We start from the raw sequence: 18,492 nt of genomic DNA, 5'->3' as shown, positions 1-18,492 counted from the left end.
GCAGGAATCTCCGTCAGTTCCTCTTGTCCTTGCGCGAGGGGGTTCTGCCCTGGAGACACCACCAGATGCCGTAGCAGATGACGAACACGAACTGGACTACAAAGACCCCGATGTAAAGAAGAAACGTTGAGGTGGGCATATTGGCTATCATATGTTTTCTCCCGTCGCTTTCCGGCGCGATGAAGTTCTGGGGCCGTCCCCGCGGGGGCGGCCCCGCCGCGTCAGATCTTCCACGGCAGAATGGGCCGGCGTTCTCTGTCGGCGGAAACGGCTATGGCTCCGGCCGGGCAATATTTTTCGCACAAAAAGCAGGACTGACAGTCCTGAAGATAGGTGATGACCGGACGCTTTTCCTCATCCGGACGCAGCACGTCCTGCGGGCAGTAGGTGATGCAGCGGCCGCAGCGGATGCACTTGTCGTAATCTATGTGACGGATGCCCATTATATCTTCTCCCCAAGTTTTCTGGCCGCGGCGATGGAGGCGTGCAGTTCCCGCTTGTGTTCGGGACGAAGCGGATAGCGGTCGATGGGAATGTCCTTCGTGCGGAGCGCAAGTTCTCCGTCCTTCTGCTCCACGAGAATCCACTTCAGCCAGTTTTCGTTGTCGATTTCAGGGTAGTCGAGACGCAGGTGCGAGCCGCGGCTTTCCTTGCGGTACAGAGCGGCGGTGAGCATGACTTCCGCGCTCAGCACCATGTTTCTGGCCTCGAGCGCAAAGCGCAGGCCGTGCGCATCCAGAGCGCGCAGACGCGGAACGTCGTATTTCTTGAGCTCCTGAATGCGCCTGAGCGCGGCGAGCATCTTTTCTTCCGTGCGCAGAATGTAGACGTCGTAGGGGAAGACCGCTTCCTGAACGGCAATGACCACGTGCGAGGGGTCCACCCCCTGCGGATGGTTGAGCGGCTCGGAGAGCTTCTTCACCACCTCGTCGATCTCCTTCTCGTCGAGTTCCACGTCGCCCACGGTACGGGCATATTTCGCACTGGCTTCGCCCACGACGGCGCCGGTGGTGGAGGCGGCCGGCATGGCGTAGGCGCAGAATCCCTCCACGCCCGAGGTCGGACCGTAGGCGGCGTCGCCTGCGGCATACAGCCCTTCCAGCGTGGTACGGCCGTCAAGATCAATATACAATCCGCCGCCGAAGCCCACGTTGCCGATGAGCGCCGACACCCAGCTGAGCTTTCCCTTGATGACCTTGCGGTTCTTGTCCACATAGCCCGCCTGCTCGTAGGAACGATACATGAGCGGCAGCGTGCGCTCGAAAAGTTCCCAGTCTCTGGGCGTATAGGAGGAGTAGTCGAAATACAGAGGACCACGGCCGAAGTGCACCTCAAGCGCCATGGATGCCGAAATACGCCACAGATTGCCGTGAGAAGCATATTCCGGATCGTACTTGGCGGTGAAGTCCTCGCCGAGGGCGTTGACGAACTTGGCGCCGAGCCCCTGCGACACGTTCATGCCGTGCGTGGCGAAGTGGCCGTGGGTGAGCTGATGACAGTTGAATTCATAGTTGGCAAGGGCCGCACCGGCCTCAAGACCCATGATGTGCGCGTCGCCCGTTTCCATGTGAAGGTCGGCATAATGGGACTTGTAGGCCTGCGCGCCGGTGGTAAGCACCACGGCCTTCGCCTTGACCACATACATTTCTCCCGTCACGCCGTGGAAGCCCACCACGCCGCGAATGACCCCGGGGTTGCCCTTCTCATGAAGCAGCGCGTCCACCATGACGCGGTCCACGATGTGCACGCCCTTGTCCTTGCAGACCCTGCGCATGACTTCCATGAACTGCGGACCGTGGAACATGAGCGTCTTGATGGGGCGCTTGTCCGAAGAGCCCTGCCCTTCAATGCGGTTGTAACTGCCGTCCTCGTTCTTTTCAAACACCACGCCCCAGCTCTCGAGCTCCTTCACCCGGTCGCCGATGGTGTCGAAATGCTTTTTCAGCCAGTCCTGATCATTGATGAAAAAGCCTTCTTCCACGGCCTTTCCGTACCACAGGTCAAGCGAGTCCTCTTCCTTGAGGTAGGCCTTGAACGAACCGGCGCCGAAGGTGCCGCAGCCGCTTTTGCCGACATATCCCTTGTCAAGCAGGATGACGTCGGCCCCGTTTTCCGCCGCCTTGACGGCCGCAAACGTTCCGGCCGGGCCGCCGCCTGCGACCACAACATCGCATTGCAGAGTTTTCATGCATTTCTCCTGGTAGGCAAAGAAAGTGCTTCCGCTCCAAACCATACGAAAACAAACACTTTCATGACTTTCTCATGCAGAGTACATGACGCGGCCGCCAGGCTCAACCATAATTTTTGTCAGCTCTGCCTTCACAATGTGCCGAAAAATGTCCCAAAGACAGCTCATTTTTGAAAAATGTCAGGGCCGGCGTGCCTCAAGTGCAGGCAATCAGCACGAAAATCCCGTCTTTCGCCCCATGGAGGGGACGGCTCTGGAACATATTCATACCGACCGTCACGACAACTTCCCTGCTCCCGCCGCATCGTCACTCTCCCGGGAAATGCCGTACCTCCGCATTTTGGCATAGAGCGCCGAACGACTGATCTTCAGGATCGACAGCGCGCCATGCGCGCCGTCTATGCGCCAGTTCGTCTTCCTGAGCGCAGCAACAAGGCATCGCCTCTCCGCCTCTTCCAGGGAAAGCGCTTCCTGCGAGGGACATCCCGATGAAAAAGGAACTGTTTCGACGCCCTGTCCGGAGCGGGACGTCTGTTCCTCAAATCCTTCCTGGAAGGTCAATGTCCGGCCTCCGCTGAGGATGACAGACTGTTCGATGACATTGCGCAGCTCGCGAATATTGCCGGGCCAGGGCCATTGCTCCAGCCGCCGGCAGCAGGCTTCCGAAAAGTCCCGCACGACCTCGCGTCCGTGACGATGGGCAAAATGGCGCAGGTAGTATCTCGCCAGCGGAAGGATGTCTTCACGGCGCTCGCGAAGAGGCGGGATCTTCAGACAGATGACGGCAATGCGGTAGTAAAGATCCGCGCGGAACAGCCCCTTGCGCACGGCCTCTCCCAGATTCCGGTTCGAAGCCGCCACGAGCCGGAAGTTGATGCTTATGGGACGGGTTCCCCCCACGCGCAGAAAGTTTCTCTCCTGCAGGACGCGGAGCAGCTTGGCCTGCACTCTGGGACTCGCCTCCGTGATTTCATCAAGAAAGAGCGTCCCGTTTTCGGCCAGTTCCACCAGACCTATCTTGCTGTTCATGGCGCCGGTGAAGGCGCCCTTCTCATGGCCGAAAAATTCGCTTTCAAAAAGCTCGTCCTGCAGGCTCGCCATGTTGATGGTGACAAGACGGCCGCTTCTGCCGCTGCGCTCATGAATGCGCCTTGCCAGCATTTCCTTGCCCACGCCGGACTCTCCGTTGAGCAGCACCGCGGCATCCGTGCCGGCGGCGTTGTCCACGTCCGCAAGAAAATTCTGCATTCTTGGGGAAACGCATATCATTTCCCTCATGTCTTCGCCGGAAGAGACGGCATTCTGCCTTTTGCGGTCCATTTCCAGCGTCAGCATGCACGGCCAGGTAAGCACGCGGCTTATGTCGCGCAGAAGCGTTTCATCGAGAAGCACGCGCAGTTTCTCGGGAACGCTGCCCGCAAGGCAGAGCACGTACATGCCGTACGGACGACAGTCGAGCGGCAGCCCTATGAACATGCCGCGGCTCTCGCCCCGCACGGCCAGACTGTCCAGCATGACGGGCTCTCCTTCCGCCACGAGCTCCGCGATCTCCTCCATGGACGCGGGCACGGGAAAGCTCCCGTCCGCTTCTGCCGTGCGCTCCATGAGTCTGAGCGGGGCGGAAGGCTGGGAGCGATGATAGAGCCACCCTTCCGACGCGCCGAGCAGCCTGCCCGACTCCGTAAGCAGAATGCGGGCGAACTCCTCGAACGACAGCCCGGACCTGCGGGGCGCGAACGTATCGCGGAACTCCTCCACCAGCGAACGGGCGGAAAAGCTTCCTTCTTCCGGCACGACCGCGCAGGAAGGCACGAAGCGAAGCAGTCTTTCCGGCCACAAGAACTTCAGATACGGATAGGAACGCCACGCCTCGTGCACGAGGAGTTCCGCTTCCACCCTGTGTTCTTCCAGCAGCAGAGAGGCCAGGAACAGACGGGACTGATCCGCGCCCATCGTGTTGTGAACGGCGTCCAGCACGGCAATGCTCTGCCGGTAAAACCGCACGGCTTCCGATCGGTTTCCGCATCGTTCAAGCATGCGGCCCTGCACGCGAAGCGCCACGCCGCGCAGCACTCTGTTCGGCCCGGCAAGGCAGCGGGCAAGCTCATCCTCAAAACGATAGCAGGGAAGCGGCGGCATTCCCTTTTCATGCAGCAGGGCGAGCAGTTCCAGAAAAATGCCGTTGAGATACACGGGCCGCTGATATCCCTCGGCCTCAGCCCTCGCGAGGGCCGGACGAAGCACCTTGTACGCCACCGTAAGATGCCCCGAAAACATATGATAGAAGGCCAGGTGCCGCAGCGTGGTCACCGAACTTGCCACGTCCGTTTTCCTCGTCATGCCGGTAAGCGCCATGTCGAGCTGCTCGAGGGCCTGTTCGCTCTTTCCCATGCGCAGGTACACGAAGGCAAGCTGACTGCGAAGATTGCGCGAAAGCGAGGAATCGCTGCTCACGTCCGCCTGACGCAGTCTGGTAAGCAGAAGTCTGGCCGCGAGATCGAAATCCCCCCTGTTGGCGGCTGCAAAGCTCCAGTGTCTGGCATAGAACATTTCAAAGTAGCGACGCCGCTGAATCCGCATCTGACGACTGGCCCTGGAAAAAAAGCTCATGGCCTGCTCGTAGTCGCCCTCAAGAAAGGCAAAAAGGCCCAGATACGGCACCGCCTTTTCCACAAGAACCGGGTCCTTCAGCGTGTCGAACACCTTCCTGCCCCGGATCATGAAGGCATGAAAACGAGGACTGTTGTGCTCGGGAATGTTGCAGACGTTGAGGGAACCTATGAGCAGATCGACCAGCGCCGTTTCCCCCTCGTCTCCGAGCTCGAGGGCCCTGTCCCGGACCTGAAAGAAAAACTGGGGAAGCTCCGGAATGAAGACGCCCGAACAGACGATGAACAGATGAAGCTCGCGGCACAGCGCCAGAAAGCGCTTCACCTCACGCGGATGCTCCGGACAGAGACGACGCATTCTTTCCAGGGCGAACATGAGCATGGCGCGCACGTCATCCGCGGCAAGCGCCTGAATGCGCTCCTCGCCGAGCTTCAGGAACGTTTCCAGGGCGTCAAGCTCCATGCCGTGCGCCATGCCGAGCAGAAACGTTTCCAGAGGCGTATCGCCGGAAAGCCCTTTCAGCTCCGCCACGGCGTCTCCGTGGCGGGCAAGCAGCTCGTCAAGCGCGAAAGGTTCTCCCCTCGTCTCCTTTCTGAAGGAAGAGGACCATTGCTGCAGGGGACAGCCCGAAAGGCTCTCCAGAAGTTCCCTGCGGAAGTTTACGCCGAAAAGCTCCCGCACAAATGCCGCCACGGCCTCGCTTCTTGTCCATGCCGCTGCCTGTTTCATGTCTTTCTCCCGGACAGTTCCCGTTTCCGGCGGATTCTTCCGTCGTTCCTCCGGAGAGTAACTGTATTTTTTCCGCACAGCAATAAACGATTTTGTTTTTTTTAAAGACAGTATTCTCAGAATTTATCATGTTTAAAAAATGCAAAAAGAAAATAAAAACAAATTGTTATATTATCGGCACGCTTCTTGCAAAAGACAGGGCAACCATTTCAACGCGATTCTTTCATTCCGTCATTGCAATACGCCAAGGAGCTTCCATGATTCAAAGCATTGATTCCGCAACCTGTACCGGATGCGGCACCTGCACAAAAACCTGTCCGCTCGACGTTTTCCGTCTCGTCACGCAACAGGAGGAAATGTCCCCCTGCATGGCGGCCTGTCCCGCCGGCGTGGACATCCGCCGAAACAATTATCTCATTCAGCAGGGACGTCTGGATGAGGCCGCGGAAAACTTTCTGAATTACAATCCCTTCCCCGGCATCACCGGACGCGTCTGCTTCCATCCCTGCGAATCGAAGTGCTCCCGCGCCAAGGTGGACGAGGCCGTCAACATCAACGCCGTGGAACACGTGCTCGGCAACCGGATCATGGACATTTCTCAGGAAAAAGTCACCCGGCGGCACATCAACAAAGTTGCCGTGATCGGTTCCGGACCGGCCGGACTCTCCTGCGCCTGGTATCTCGCAAGGATGGGGTATCCCGTCACGGTGTTCGAGGCGAAGCCCTTCCCCGGCGGCATGCTGCGCTACGGCATTCCTGCCTACCGCCTGCCCGATGACATCATCACCGCGCAGGTGAAACGTCTGGAGCAGATGGGCGTGGAATTTCGCTGCAATACCCTTGTGGGCGACAACGCCGACATCAGCATCGACGATCTGAAGAAACGCGGCTTCAAGGCCATCATGCTGGCCCCTGGAGCGAGCGCCGCCAGAAAAGTGGACATCGAAGGCAGTGAGGCCGAAGGCGTGCACTGAGGTCTTGAATTTCTCGGCGCCTGCCGCAGTGATGAGAAGCCCGTAATCTCCGGCGACGTGGTGGTCATCGGCGGCGGCGACGTGGCCGTGGATGCGGCCATTACGGCAAAGCGCCTCGGAGCCTCCCGCGTGCATATGGCCTGTCTTGAATCCCGCGACGCCATGCCCGCCTACCCCCACAACCAGAAAGACGCCGAAGACGAGGGCGTGGAATTTCACTGCAGCTTCGGCCCGGCGCGCATTCTCACCGAGGACGGCCGCGTTTCCGGCGTGGAACTTCATGCCTGCACGGCTCTGACGGATGAAGCCGGACACTTCAATCCGCAGTTCGACACGTCTTCCACGCTGCATCTTGCCGCATCCCACGTCATTTTCGCCATCGGACAGAAGTCCGAGCTGGACGGCTTTGCCCGTGACGTTACGGTGGAGCGCGGCCGCATTGTTGTAGAAGACGTTACCTTCGCCACTTCTGAGTGGGGCATTTTCGCCGCAGGCGACGCCGCCACAGGGCCGGCCTCCGTGGTCGCCGCCATTGCCGGCGGCCGGGAATGCGCCACCTCCATCGACCGTATGCTGAAGGGCGCGGACATGACTGGCGAAAGGGGCAGAAAACGTCCCTGCGTGCCGGACGACAAACTTCCGGGCGAAGGCATACGTCACGAACCCCGGCATGAACGCACTCTCCTGCCCGAGGATCTGGAACATCCCTTTGCGGAACGCGCAAAGCCTCTGGACATGGAAGCGTGCTTTGCCGAAGCGCTGCGCTGCATGACCTGCGGCAGCAAGTCCCGCATCACCTACACCGACGACTGCATGACCTGTTTCAACTGCGAGCTCAACTGTCCCTCCGGCGCCATATTCGTTCATCCCTTCAAAGAACGCTTCGCCAGAACCCTTGACCAGATTGAAGTCGCCAAGAGCTGAACCCGGAGGACATCATGAAAAAAAACAGCGGATACGAATACTCGACCGACCTTCTCGTCATAGGCTGCGGCTTCAGCGGCATGTGGGCCGCCATGCGGGCAAAGGTCTTTCTTGACGACGTGCTGGTGATGGACAAGGGCCCCCGCGACTGGGGCGGTCTCGGCGGACTTTCCGGCGGCGACATGATCGTGAAGCAGCCCGACATGAACCTCGACGACCTGCTCGACGACCTCGTGTACTACTACGACGGTCTTGCGGACCAGCGCATTCTGGCGCAGATACTCACCCAGTCCTATGAACGCTTCATGGATTTTGAAAACTGGGGTCACAAGTTCGTGCGCAACGACAAGGGAGAGCTGTGCTTCATTCCCCAGCGCGCGCTCGATTACATGCGCTATTACTACTACCATCCCTACGGCATGGGCGGCATTGAAAAGGCCCGTCTGCTCAAGCAGGAATGCGAGAAGCGCGGCGTCCGTCGCCTCGGCCGTACCGTCATCACCGACGTCATCACCGACGGCGATCGCGTGACCGGCGCCGTAGGCTTCCATTCCCAGAGCGGCGTTCCGGTGTTCATCAAGGCACGCGCCGTGCTGCTCGCCACCAATACCGGCGGCTGGAAGCCTTCCTACCATCAGAACACCCCGGCCAGCGAAGGCGTAAGCATTGCCTGGAATGCAGGCTGCGCCATGCGCAACTTTGAATTCTGGAAAGTGTGGAACGTGCCCGTGGACTTCGCCTGGGAAGGACAGACCGGTCTTCTTCCCAAGGGCGCTCGATTCCTCAACAACAAGGGCGAAGACTTCATGCGCAAGTACTCGCCGAAGTTCGGCGCCAAGGCCGATCCCCATTACAACACCCGCGGCATGGTATGCGAAGTGCGCGCGGGCAACGGGCCCATCGTGTTCGACTGCAGCCAGATGAAGCCTGAAGATGTGGAAACCATGCGTCCGCGCGCCGGATGGATGGGACTCAACGACAAGAAGCTGCGCGCCATGGGCATAGACTTCTTTGCCCAGAAGCTCCAGTGGATGCCGCAGGTGCGCCACACCTACGGCGGCATCGTGGCGAATCTTGACGGCTCCACGGACGTGAAGGGTCTCTACGCCGCAGGTCTCGCCCGCAATCCCGATCCCGGCGTGTACATGGGCGGCTGGGCCACCTGCATCACCGCCACCACGGGCTATTCCGCAGGCGAGGCTGCCGCGCACTTCGTGCAGGGCCACGACGCCGTTGCCTTCGATCGCTCGCTGGCGGAAGAAAAGCTGGACGGCCTGCTCAAGTACCTCGGCAGGGACGGCATTGCGCCCAAGGACGTCATCGACGACATGCGCACCGTCATGAGCGCTCCGGATATCGCCCTCATGAAGACCGGTCAGGGACTCACCCGCGGCCTCGACCGCGTGGCCGAAGTACGTGAGGAATTTGCTCCCCGCATGGGCGCACGCGACGCGCACGAGCTCGCCAAGCTCTTCGAAGCTCAGTCCACCATACTTCTTACGGATCTCAGCCTCACCGCGGCGCTCACCCGCAAGGAATCCCGTGCAGGACACTTCCGCGAAGACTACCCTGAACGCGACAATGCAAACTGGCTCAAGTGGATAGAGCAGAAGCAGGTGGACGGACGGCGTGAACTGCATACCGTTCCCGTGCCCGTCGACGAATATCCGGTCAAGCCCTACCGCTACTACATGGACAACTTCAACTGGCCTGATCACCGGCATGCAGGCTAGTTCCGCCCGCAGCGGAACAACATGGCGCGACCGTCCCCCGGCGGTCGCGCCCCTTTCCTGCCCTCCCGCGTGAAAAATATCCCATCTCTTTTTTCGAGGAAAAGCATGAGCACTGCCATCTCAACGAAAAAACGCCCCCTCTCCCTCTCCTACTACATTCACACGGCCGTCTGCCTCATCATCATGTTCGGCGTGGGGCAGCTTCCGCCCCTCGCCCCGCTCACTCCGCTGGGCATGAACCTCGTAGGCATCTTCCTCGGCGTTCTGTACGGATGGATATTCATTGAAATCGTCTGGCCGAGCCTTGCCGGTCTTCTTGCCATGATGCTCATAGGCGGCATGACGCCCGTAAAGCTGCTGAACAACAGCTTCGGTCATCCCATCGTGCAGATGATGTTCTTCATCTTCGTGTTCTGCGCCACCATCAACTACTACGGCCTTTCCAAGTTCATCTCGCTGTGGTTCATCACAAGAAAGTGCGTATGCGGAAGACCCTGGCTTTTCACCTTCACCTTCCTTGCCTCCATGTTCATTCTCGGCGCGCTCACCAGCGCCTCGCCCGCGGCGCTCATAGGCTGGAGCATCCTCTACGGCGTGTGCGAGGTATGCGGCTATAAAAAAGGCGACGGCTATCCGACCATGATGGTGTTCGGCATCGTGTTCGCCACGCAGATAGGCCAGTCAATGATTCCCTTCAAGCAGGTCGCGCTCACCGTGTTCAGCGCCTACGAGACCATGTCCGGAAGCGGCATCGACTACGCAAAATACATGATCATCGCCTGCTTCATCTGCGTGCTCTGCTCGCTGTTCTTCATTCTCATGGGCAAATACGTGTTCAGACCGGACATGTCGAAGCTGCGCGACCTCAAGGCCGACGATCTCGACAGCGAAGGCGCGCTCAATCTCAACAACGTGCAGAAGACCATTCTCGTCTTTCTGTTCATGCTGGTGCTTCTGCTGCTCGCGCCGAGCTTCCTGCCTGCCGACTTCTTCCTCACCCGCTTCCTCAAGGCCATCGACAACACCGGCGTCGTCATACTGCTCGTGACCATCATGGCCTGCATCCGCGTGGACGGAAAGCCGCTGCTCAGCTTCAAGGTGATGGTCGACTCCGGCGTGACCTGGGGCATCGTGCTTCTTCTCGCCTTCGTGCAGCCGCTCACCATAGGCATGGCTGCTCCGAACAGCGGCATCACCGACTTTCTCATGGGCCTCATCATGCCGCTGTTCGGCGAAAGCTCTCCCATGATCTTCGCCCTTATCATCGGCTTCGGCGCCATGCTGCTCACCCAGGTCATGAACAACGGCGCCGTGGGCGTGGTGCTCATGCCCGTCATCTACAGCTTCAGCCAGGCTACCGGCATGGCTCCCGAAATCCCGCTCATCATGGTGGTCATGTGCGTGCACTTTGCCTTCCTCACCCCCGCCGCCAGCGCCAGCGCCGCCCTACTGCACGGCAACGAGTGGAGCAACACCGCCGTTATCTGGAAGACTGCGCCCATAGCCATTCTCGGAGCCTACCTCTCCACGGCCATCGTCACCGTGCTGCTCGGCACCGTCCTCTTCTAACCGACCGCCGAAAGCAACAAGAAATGCCCTCCAGCATTTCCCGGCCCCCTTCTCCGGTTCCCCTCCCCTGAAACCGGAGAAGCGTCGGTACAAGACGGAAGAGTCTTCCGTCCGCCTCCTCAAGACGGAGCGCTCCCGAAACGCCATACCGGGAGCGCTCCACTGGCGCCATGATGCGCCCGTCCGCAGAAAACGTTTCTGCCCGTCGCATCTGGGTGCAGGGCAATGCCGGAGTGCTGAAAAAAGCGTGCGCCGGAACGGTTCATATCCCGTTCCGGCGCACGCTGCGTCTTTTCCGATGTTCCGAAGATTCTACAGGGCGTCTTTGCCGCATTCTCCCGTGCGTATGCGAATGACGTTGTCCACGGGCAGTATGAATATCTTTCCGTCACCCACCGATCCGGTACGGGCGTTTTCCAGAATGATCTTTATGGCCGCGTCGACCTTTTCCTCTTCCATGACGATTTCCAGCATCATCTTGGAACGGAAATCCACCTCCATTCTCTGAGAGCGGTAAATTTCCGTATGCCCGCGCTGGCGACCGAAGCCCCGCACTTCCATGAGCGTGGCGCCGCCTATGCCTATGGAGCTCAAGGCTTCCTTCACGCGGTCCACGGTTTCCAGTCTCAGAATCACCTGCAACTTTTTAAGGGACTCTTCCTTCTGCATGACAGTATCCTCGTCAGTGTGTAATTATATCTGGTAGCCGGATTCGGAATGTTCCGAAATGTCGAGACCCGTCACTTCCTTTTCCAGCGGCACGCGCAGTCCCACAAGCCTGTCGGTAAGCTTGAGCAGCGCGAAGCTGACCGGGAAGCAGAAGCCCACGGTGGCGATGACGGACACGAACTGCACCCAGAGCTGATAAGGATTGCCGTACAGAAGGCCGTCCACACCGTTGACTTCGGCACAGGCGAACACGCCCGTGAGCAATGCGCCGAGCACGCCGCCCACGCCGTGAATGCCCACAACGTCGAGAGCGTCATCATAGTTGAAAAGTTTCTTGAGGAAAATGCCGCCGTAGCAGACAGCGCCGCCGAGAAGTCCCATGACTATGGCCGCCCAGGGTTCCACGAAACCGGCTGCGGGAGTGATGACCACAAGACCGGCCACGGCGCCGGAGGCCGCACCGAGCACGGTGAAGTGACCGGTATGCCAGCGCTCCACGGCGAGCCAGCCAAGGATGGCACAGCCCGCGGAAAGATGCGTGGTCACAAGGGCGTTGGCCGCAAGTCCGTTGGCCGCAAGGGCGCTGCCGGCATTGAAGCCGAACCAGCCGAACCACAGAAGACCGGCACCGAGCACGGTCATGGGGATGTTGTGGGGAAGTCCCGCACGGCGTCCCATGGTGGTGCGCTTGCCGAGCACGATGGCGGCGGCAAGAGCGGCGGAACCGGAGCTCATATGCACCACGGCGCCGCCGGCAAAGTCAAGAGCGCCCATTTTCATGAGCCAGCCTCCGCCCCACACCCAGTGCGCCATGGGACAGTACACCACAAGCAGCCAGAGCGTGGAGAAGAGAAGCATGGCCTGGAAGTGTATGCGCTCCGCGTACGCGCCGGAAATAAGCGCGGGAGTCAGCGCGGCGAACATGCACTGGAAGGCCATGAACGCAAGCGCGGGAATGGAACCGCCCTCGAGAGGCTCTTTGCCCACGCCGAAAAGCATGATGTTCTCAAGGCCGCCGATAAGTCCGTGAATGTCCGGACCAAACGCCAGCGTGTACCCCACAAGGGGCCAGAGCAGCGCTCCCACGCCGAGAAGAACAAAACTGTGCATGGTGGTGGAAAGCACGTTGCGGGAAGCCACGAGGCCTCCGTAGAACAGAGCAAGCGCCGGCACCATGAGCATGACCAGCATGGCACTGACAAGAACAAAACCCGTATCGGCAGCGTTCATTGATAATTCCTCCTTCATCCTGAACGTCAGATTCTGCATTCTTGTCTGCACATACCGTGCCAATTTCGCAAAAATAATCCAACATGGTGAAATAACGTAACTCTTTTTCGTTTTACCAGAACAATTTTCAATACAGAAAAATATCGGTCTCGTTCGCCTCTCTCGAAAAACCTCCCGCAGCTTTAGCGTTCATCAGTAAAAATAATCTGTATTTTCAACAGGAAAGATATTTTAATTCTTTTTTGTATCAAAGAGGATAAAAGAACGGCCCCATTTCGTACTTCAGTGTTCTTTTCCGCGTGTCTACGGTCTTTTTTCACGGTTCGCGCTCCTCAAAACCGGTCAGACTCGCCCCTGCCGTCCGGCAGAAAAACAAAAACGGCCTTCTTCCCCGCAAACGAAGAAGAAGGCCGAATGCCCTGCGAGCGGCCGCTCACAAGAGCCCTACACGCCTTTGCCGTGTCGGACAAAGCGACGATCGCATCTTTTGCCCCGGAACGGGGCGTCTATGAACGCGTTGAACATCCGTGCCGAACCGGAACAAAACCGGGCCGTTCCGGCGCAGGAAACGGGACATGACTCGCCCGAAACGATTAATGCATGGAGCAGGCCTCGAGCGCCTTGTCGAGAGTGGCGGTATGGTCGCGCAGACGACCATACGCAAAAAAGTACCGGTGCAGCGTCCACGCCTCAAGGTCAAGAATGTCGAGCTTGCCCTCGCTTTCATCACAGAGAAAGGGCTTTAGGGCCTCCACCACCTCCGAGTCCGGAAAGACCTCGCCTTCGTAGCTTATGCGCAGAAGGTCGCCGGAAAGCTCCACGGCCTCGGGAATGTACCAGTCTTCCAGTACGGCGCGCACGGCGCGGAAAGTCTCTTCTGTGGCGGGATTGAGGGCCCCGTAGGCTTTGACGAGAACAGGTCGCATAAAGGCTCCATGCCGGTACGACGCCCTGCGCGGGTGCATACCGACAGAAACGCCGCGCCCGGCAGGCCGGACGCGGCGGAGGTTTCAGAATTTCGTATCTCAGTGCATGGCGCCCATGATGGACATGGCAGCATTCTTGAGAACGTCGGCCAGAGTGCTGGAAAGCGTTTCCTCAGCAAGGGCTGCACCGGGAATGCCGGTCTTTTCCTGCTGGGAGGCGAAGCTTCTGGTCACCGTAGCCTGCTTCTGACTGTAAAGGCGGGTCTGAATGCGGATGACGGCATCGTAGTTGCTCATGCTCTTTTCGGTAAGCCACACGCGTTCCACCACGCCGCCCACGATGTAGTCGGGCTGACCGGCCTGCGCCTGGGCCATGGAGGTAGCCAGAGACACCTGAGCGCCCTGACGGGCCAGCTCGTCGGCAAGCGACTGACTCACCCATTCCGCCACGCTGGAGCTGGGCTGGAAGGGACTGCCGTCCTTACGTACGCCGACGTCTATGCGACCGCGCTGGTCCTCGAAGAGCACCACGGCGACACGGGGAGCCGTAGCCACGGGCAGAGCCGACGCCCCGCCGGGATTATAAAGCAGGCGGACATTATTCTGTGCCAGGCATCCGGTAAGGGCGGCAAGCATCAGCACCGCGCAGAACAACAGGGAAAGACGACGGAAATGATTCATACCTCAACTCCTGAAAAAGGGATTTCCCACTCTAGCGTTTTTGCGGCCGGGACGCAACGCCGCGAAAGGCTCTAAATCCCCATGCGGGCCTGATACAGGCGCCCTCCGCGAAGCACCTGAAGCAGTATCTGGCGGTTGAGGAAATCGCGGCGGAACGCATCCAGAAATGCCGTGCGCGAATCCGTGGCGCGTCCGGAAACGGCCGTGATGATGTCGCCCTTTTCCAGGCCCAGACGGGCGGCGGGAGAATTGGCCTTCACCTGCGTGACCACGGCGCCGTTTCGTCCGTCCTTCACGGATATGCCCCAGCGGCGCAGTGCCAGCGCCTCGGCCGACTTGTCGTCGAAGTCCGTCGCGGTGAGCGTATACGTCTTTTCCACGCCGTCGCGCCATACCTTGAGCGTTACCGGCGCGTGGGGCTGATGATTGCGCATGAGGGAAAGAAACTTGTCCCTGTCGGTGACGGCATTGCCGGACAGCTCCATGATGACGTCGCCGGGACGAAGCCCCGCCTTGTCTGCCGGACCGTTCTCGAACACCTCGGTCACGAGCAGGCCCTCGGCCTCGGGAAGACGCAGATAGCGGGCCGTGCGCGGGTCCACGTTCTGACCGATGAGCGCGAGCCACGGCGTGCTGACGTGCCCCTGATCGAGAATCTCGTCCACCACGCGGCGGGCCTTGCTGATGGGAATGGCGAAGCCTATGCCCTGCGCCTTGTCGTAAATGGCGGTATTGATGCCGATGAGCTCCCCGAGAACGTTGAGCAGCGGCCCTCCGCTGTTGCCGGGATTGATGGCGGCATCGGTCTGAATGAGGTCCGTGAACACGCCGTCCTCGGCTTCAATGGTGCGGTCCAGCGCGGAAACGACGCCCGTGGTCACCGTATGGGAAAAGCCGAAGGGGTTGCCTATGGCGATGACGTTCTCGCCCGGCATGAGGTCGGTGGAATCGCCCATGGCCACGGAAGGAAGATTCTTCGCGCCCTTGAGACGCAGCACGGCAATGTCGAAGTCGGGCTCCGCGCCCACCACGTCGGCGGAAAAGGTGCGGCCGTCAAGGAGCCGTACGGAAATGGCCGAAGCGCCGTTCACCACATGGGCGTTGGTGAGCACGAGGGAACGGCGGCCGTCGATGATGATGCCCGACCCTATGCTCTCGCCGCGCAGATCGCGTCCGGGAATGTTGAAAAAGAAATCGAAGGGCGTGAGCTCGGGCGCAGAACGCCGCTCCACCAGCGTGCTTGTGATGTTCACCACCGCCGGGGCCACGGCGCTTACGACGCGCACTGCCGGAGTGACGCGTTCCTGCTGTCTTGCCGTGAACGAAGGCGCGGCCTGTATCGAAGGAACACCGACAAGACCAAGCAGAAGAAAGCCAAGAAATATGCTGCGTATCATTTTGATTTTCATGGTAAAATTCCTCCGTTGGGAGGAGTGCCCGCCGTCTTGGGCCGTATGGCGGGTCTTTTTTGCACGACAGGAAAGAGTGCACCCGTAGCCGTTTTCCGCAAAGCGCGCTCTTCCACGTTTGCTTTTCAAAAAAGCCCGTACGGACGCGGACTCTACTTGCGATGATCCGGCCGCCCGGGGGCGTTTCTGCCGGGGGCGGGAGGATTGCTTCCTGGCTTCGGCGCTGCGGGACGCTGCACGGCGGGAGCCTTGGGCGTATTGCTGCCGGGACGGGGCGGCGTCACATGCTTTTCCGGTCTGGGGGCCGGGGCCTTGTTCACGCCGGGACGGGGCGCAGGGTTATGCACGTCGGGGCGAGGCGCGGGCGCAGGCCTGTGCACCTCTGGACGCGGGGCCGGAGGTGCGGGGCGCACGTCATGCCGCACGGGCGCGGGATGATAGTCCGCATAGGCCAGAGAGCCCGGCTGCGGCGGAATGCATCCGGCAAGAAGAAAAAGACAACCGATGGCAACGGGCAGAGCTCTCATGACATACCTCCAGGTTCATGAACATTCCGGCACTCGAATGTCGGAACATGAGGACCGAAGCCCGATCCGCCCCTCTGGAAAAAAGCTTTCAAAGGTGCTTTTCCCTCCTCCCGCCGACGACAAAGAGAGGCTCGGGAGAAAAAAGACCGGACATCAGGGACAGACCGGGCAAGCATCGCTAGCGAGCGCGGGCCCCCCAGTAGGGATGATAATCCGCGGGCGGCGGTCTGTGGCCGCGGGGCTGATCATACCTCGCCTCGTCATGATGGGGCGGCGGAACGACGCAGCCCGACAAGGCAAATCCCATGCAAAGCAACGCGACAAGAATGAATCGACTCATGACAACTCCTTTTTCTTTCCCATGGCCGCTCACGTCCGCTTGAAGGTCGCCGTGGCCCGAAGGCCGCCTTCCGGTCTGTTTTCCAGCGTCACGTCGCCGCCGTGCATGCGGGCCATGCTGCGCGCGATGGAAAGACCGAGTCCGGTGCCTCCCGTGCTGCGGTTGCGGGAGCGTTCCACCCTGTAAAAGGGCTCAAAAACCTTCTTGAGCTCAGACTCGGCAATGCCGGGTCCGCTGTCGGAAATGATGACGGAAAGCATGTCGTCACCGTCCACCACATCCACCACCACATGGCCGCCGTAACGCAGGGCGTTGTCCATGAGGTTGGCCAGACAGCGCTTCATGCTGAGCGGGCGGGCCTTGAGCGGCCGTATGGAAAACATGGCTTCGGGATCCTGCAGCCGCTCTTCCATGCGGATGTCCTGTCCCATGTCCTGCCTGTCTTCCACAAGGCTTTCAATGAGGGACATGACGTCCACCACGGCGACATTCTCGCTCTTGCTGCGCGCAATGTCTATAGTGGTGTCCATGATCTGCTGCAGTTCGCCTATGTCCTTCTGAAGGGGAATGCGCTGACTCTCGTCAAGCTGCTCCACGCGCAGGCGCATTCTCGTAAGCGGCGTGCGCAGATCGTGCGACACGGCGGCAAGGGTGCGCTCCCGCTCGTCCAGAAACTCCCGTATGCTCGTCTGCATGCGGTTGAAGGCCTGGGCGGCCTCGCGCACTTCCGTGGGGCCGGTTTCCGGCAGAGCGGGGGTACGTATGTCGCGGCCGAAGCGATCGGCGGCGCGGGCCAGCCTGCGCAGAGGCTTCACGCACAGGTAGAAGGCCAGAAGGCTGATGGCCACAAAGAACATTTCTATGGCCATGATGCTGGTAAACGGGAAATAGGGCATGGGGGGATAGCCGGGCGCGGAATCCTCGATGACCACCCAGGTGCCGTCGTGCAGGGGCACCACGGCCGTGGCCTGATACACGGAAGGGCCGCGGGTCTTCTTGTCCTTGGTGAAGTACTGGCACACGGACTGGCCGAAGGATTCCATGGGGCTCGGAAGATTCAGCTCGCGAATGGCCAGAACGCCGCGACGGGGCACATCTTCGTTGCTCATGAGGCTTTTCGCGCTTCCGTGGCCCGCTCCGTGCATTCCGTGTCCGTGCCCTGCGGGCATGTCGCCGTAAAGACGCGCGAGGGAAACGTTCAGCATGTATTCCATGAGCTCCGACATTTCCTTCAGATCCTCATGCACGGACACGGAAGGCCGCGTGGACATGAAGCGCACGAAAAAGCCCCGACTGTTGAGCTGCTCGCGCAGCACAAAACGGATTTCCGGGGAGGTGGCGTCGAGCAGCACGGCCACTTCCGCCATGCGGCGGGCTCTGTCGCCCATGAGCGCACGCATGAAGTAGAAATGCCGGGATTCTCCCGCATAAATGGTGGTAAGCAGGAGCAGCGCAAAAAAGCCGGCCGAAAAAATGAGTATGAGCCTGGCCAGAAGGGAGTCCGGCGACAGGCGCGAGGCAAGACGCCTCAGACGGCAGAGCACGCCGCTCTTTTCCCCGGACCGGCTCCGGCTTTCCGCAACGTCCATGACTACTCCGCCGTGATGGAGCTGGTGAACACGTAGCCGTCACCGCGCACCGTCTTTATGAGCTTGTTCTCGCGTCCCTTGTCGCCGTCGCCGGTGTCGCGCAGGCGCGCACGCAGACGGCAAACCTGCACGTCCAGGCTGCGGTCGAAGGGGCTGCGGTCGGTTTCCTGCCCCTGCAGTTCGTCCTGAATGAAGTCGCGGCTCAGGACCTTTTGCGGATGCTCGAGAAAAATGGTGAGAAGACGGTATTCCGCTCCGCTCAGATTCACGACCATGCCGCCGGGAGCAATGAGATGACGGGCCGAGATGTCCAGCGTCCAGCCGCTGAAGTGATAGGCCTTTTCCGGACGTCCGGCTTCGGGGGACGTGTCCGTCGTCCGACCGGAGCGACGAA

The 18,492-nt window shown here is 60.1% G+C and carries 15 protein-coding genes and 1 pseudogene; 3 read left to right on the top strand and 13 right to left on the bottom strand.

Annotated elements, in window-relative coordinates:
- Positions 1-13: 13 nt before the first annotated feature.
- The 4 genes from Q0J81_RS11660 to Q0J81_RS11645 all read right to left on the bottom strand — a co-directional run bounded on the left by Q0J81_RS11660 (position 14) and on the right by Q0J81_RS11645 (position 5,527).
- Complete coding sequence (locus Q0J81_RS11660; RefSeq protein ID WP_294448061.1) at positions 14-151, bottom strand: hypothetical protein; 138 nt, start codon at positions 149-151, stop codon at positions 14-16.
- A 70-nt stretch (positions 152-221) separates the two neighbouring features.
- The gene (locus Q0J81_RS11655) at positions 222-443 is read right to left on the bottom strand and encodes a ferredoxin family protein (protein WP_294448060.1); all 222 of its coding nucleotides are present in this window, start codon (positions 441-443) and stop codon (positions 222-224) included.
- A complete protein-coding gene (locus Q0J81_RS11650) occupies positions 443-2,188 on the bottom strand; it encodes an FAD-binding protein (RefSeq protein ID WP_294448059.1) in 1,746 nt (581 codons plus the stop codon). The genes Q0J81_RS11655 and Q0J81_RS11650 overlap by 1 nt, the downstream gene beginning before the upstream one ends.
- 276 nt (positions 2,189-2,464) lie before the next feature.
- The gene (locus Q0J81_RS11645) at positions 2,465-5,527 is read right to left on the bottom strand and encodes a sigma 54-interacting transcriptional regulator (protein WP_294448058.1); all 3,063 of its coding nucleotides are present in this window, start codon (positions 5,525-5,527) and stop codon (positions 2,465-2,467) included.
- 128 nt (positions 5,528-5,655) lie between these two features.
- Between Q0J81_RS11645 and Q0J81_RS11640 the strand changes: the two are divergent.
- From Q0J81_RS11640 to Q0J81_RS11630, 3 genes and pseudogenes are all read left to right on the top strand, one after another.
- Positions 5,656-7,425 (top strand): annotated as a pseudogene (locus Q0J81_RS11640) (FAD-dependent oxidoreductase).
- A gap of 14 nt (positions 7,426-7,439) precedes the next feature.
- Entirely contained in the window at positions 7,440-9,158 is a 1,719-nt protein-coding gene (locus tag Q0J81_RS11635; protein WP_294448057.1) for an FAD-binding protein, read from the top strand.
- A gap of 105 nt (positions 9,159-9,263) precedes the next feature.
- Positions 9,264-10,727, top strand: a complete 1,464-nt coding sequence (locus Q0J81_RS11630; protein ID WP_294448056.1) for an SLC13 family permease — start codon at positions 9,264-9,266, stop codon at positions 10,725-10,727.
- Between the two features lie 312 nt (positions 10,728-11,039).
- Here Q0J81_RS11630 and Q0J81_RS11625 read toward each other — a convergent pair whose 3' ends face one another.
- The 9 genes from Q0J81_RS11625 to Q0J81_RS11585 all read right to left on the bottom strand — a co-directional run.
- A complete protein-coding gene (locus Q0J81_RS11625; protein ID WP_294448055.1) occupies positions 11,040-11,396 on the bottom strand; it encodes a P-II family nitrogen regulator in 357 nt (118 codons plus the stop codon).
- 24 nt (positions 11,397-11,420) lie between these two features.
- Complete coding sequence (locus Q0J81_RS11620) at positions 11,421-12,626, bottom strand: ammonium transporter (protein ID WP_294448054.1); 1,206 nt, start codon at positions 12,624-12,626, stop codon at positions 11,421-11,423.
- 593 nt (positions 12,627-13,219) lie between these two features.
- Positions 13,220-13,552 carry a hypothetical protein gene (locus Q0J81_RS11615; RefSeq protein ID WP_294448053.1) on the bottom strand — a complete coding sequence of 111 codons (333 nt, stop codon included), beginning with the start codon at positions 13,550-13,552 and terminating at the stop codon, positions 13,220-13,222.
- 99 nt (positions 13,553-13,651) lie between these two features.
- A complete protein-coding gene (locus Q0J81_RS11610; RefSeq protein ID WP_294448052.1) occupies positions 13,652-14,233 on the bottom strand; it encodes a hypothetical protein in 582 nt (193 codons plus the stop codon).
- Positions 14,234-14,304: 71 nt separating this feature from the next.
- Positions 14,305-15,642: a trypsin-like peptidase domain-containing protein gene (locus Q0J81_RS11605; protein WP_294448051.1), complete on the bottom strand. Its 1,338-nt coding sequence runs from the start codon at positions 15,640-15,642 to the stop codon at positions 14,305-14,307.
- A 152-nt stretch (positions 15,643-15,794) separates the two neighbouring features.
- Positions 15,795-16,169: a hypothetical protein gene (locus Q0J81_RS11600; RefSeq protein WP_294448050.1), complete on the bottom strand. Its 375-nt coding sequence runs from the start codon at positions 16,167-16,169 to the stop codon at positions 15,795-15,797.
- A gap of 178 nt (positions 16,170-16,347) precedes the next feature.
- A complete protein-coding gene (locus Q0J81_RS11595; RefSeq protein WP_294448049.1) occupies positions 16,348-16,509 on the bottom strand; it encodes a hypothetical protein in 162 nt (53 codons plus the stop codon).
- 29 nt (positions 16,510-16,538) lie between these two features.
- On the bottom strand, positions 16,539-18,098 hold the full coding sequence (locus Q0J81_RS11590) for an ATP-binding protein (protein WP_294448048.1): 1,560 nt from the start codon (positions 18,096-18,098) through the stop codon (positions 16,539-16,541).
- 2 nt (positions 18,099-18,100) lie between these two features.
- On the bottom strand, positions 18,101-18,492 hold a 392-nt coding region (locus tag Q0J81_RS11585; protein WP_294448047.1), incomplete at its 5' end, for a winged helix-turn-helix domain-containing protein.

Origin of the sequence: uncultured Mailhella sp., from assembly GCF_944324575.1 — a bacterium.
Lineage (GTDB): Bacteria > Desulfobacterota > Desulfovibrionia > Desulfovibrionales > Desulfovibrionaceae > Mailhella.
This window is presented reverse-complemented; position numbering and strand designations above follow the sequence as displayed.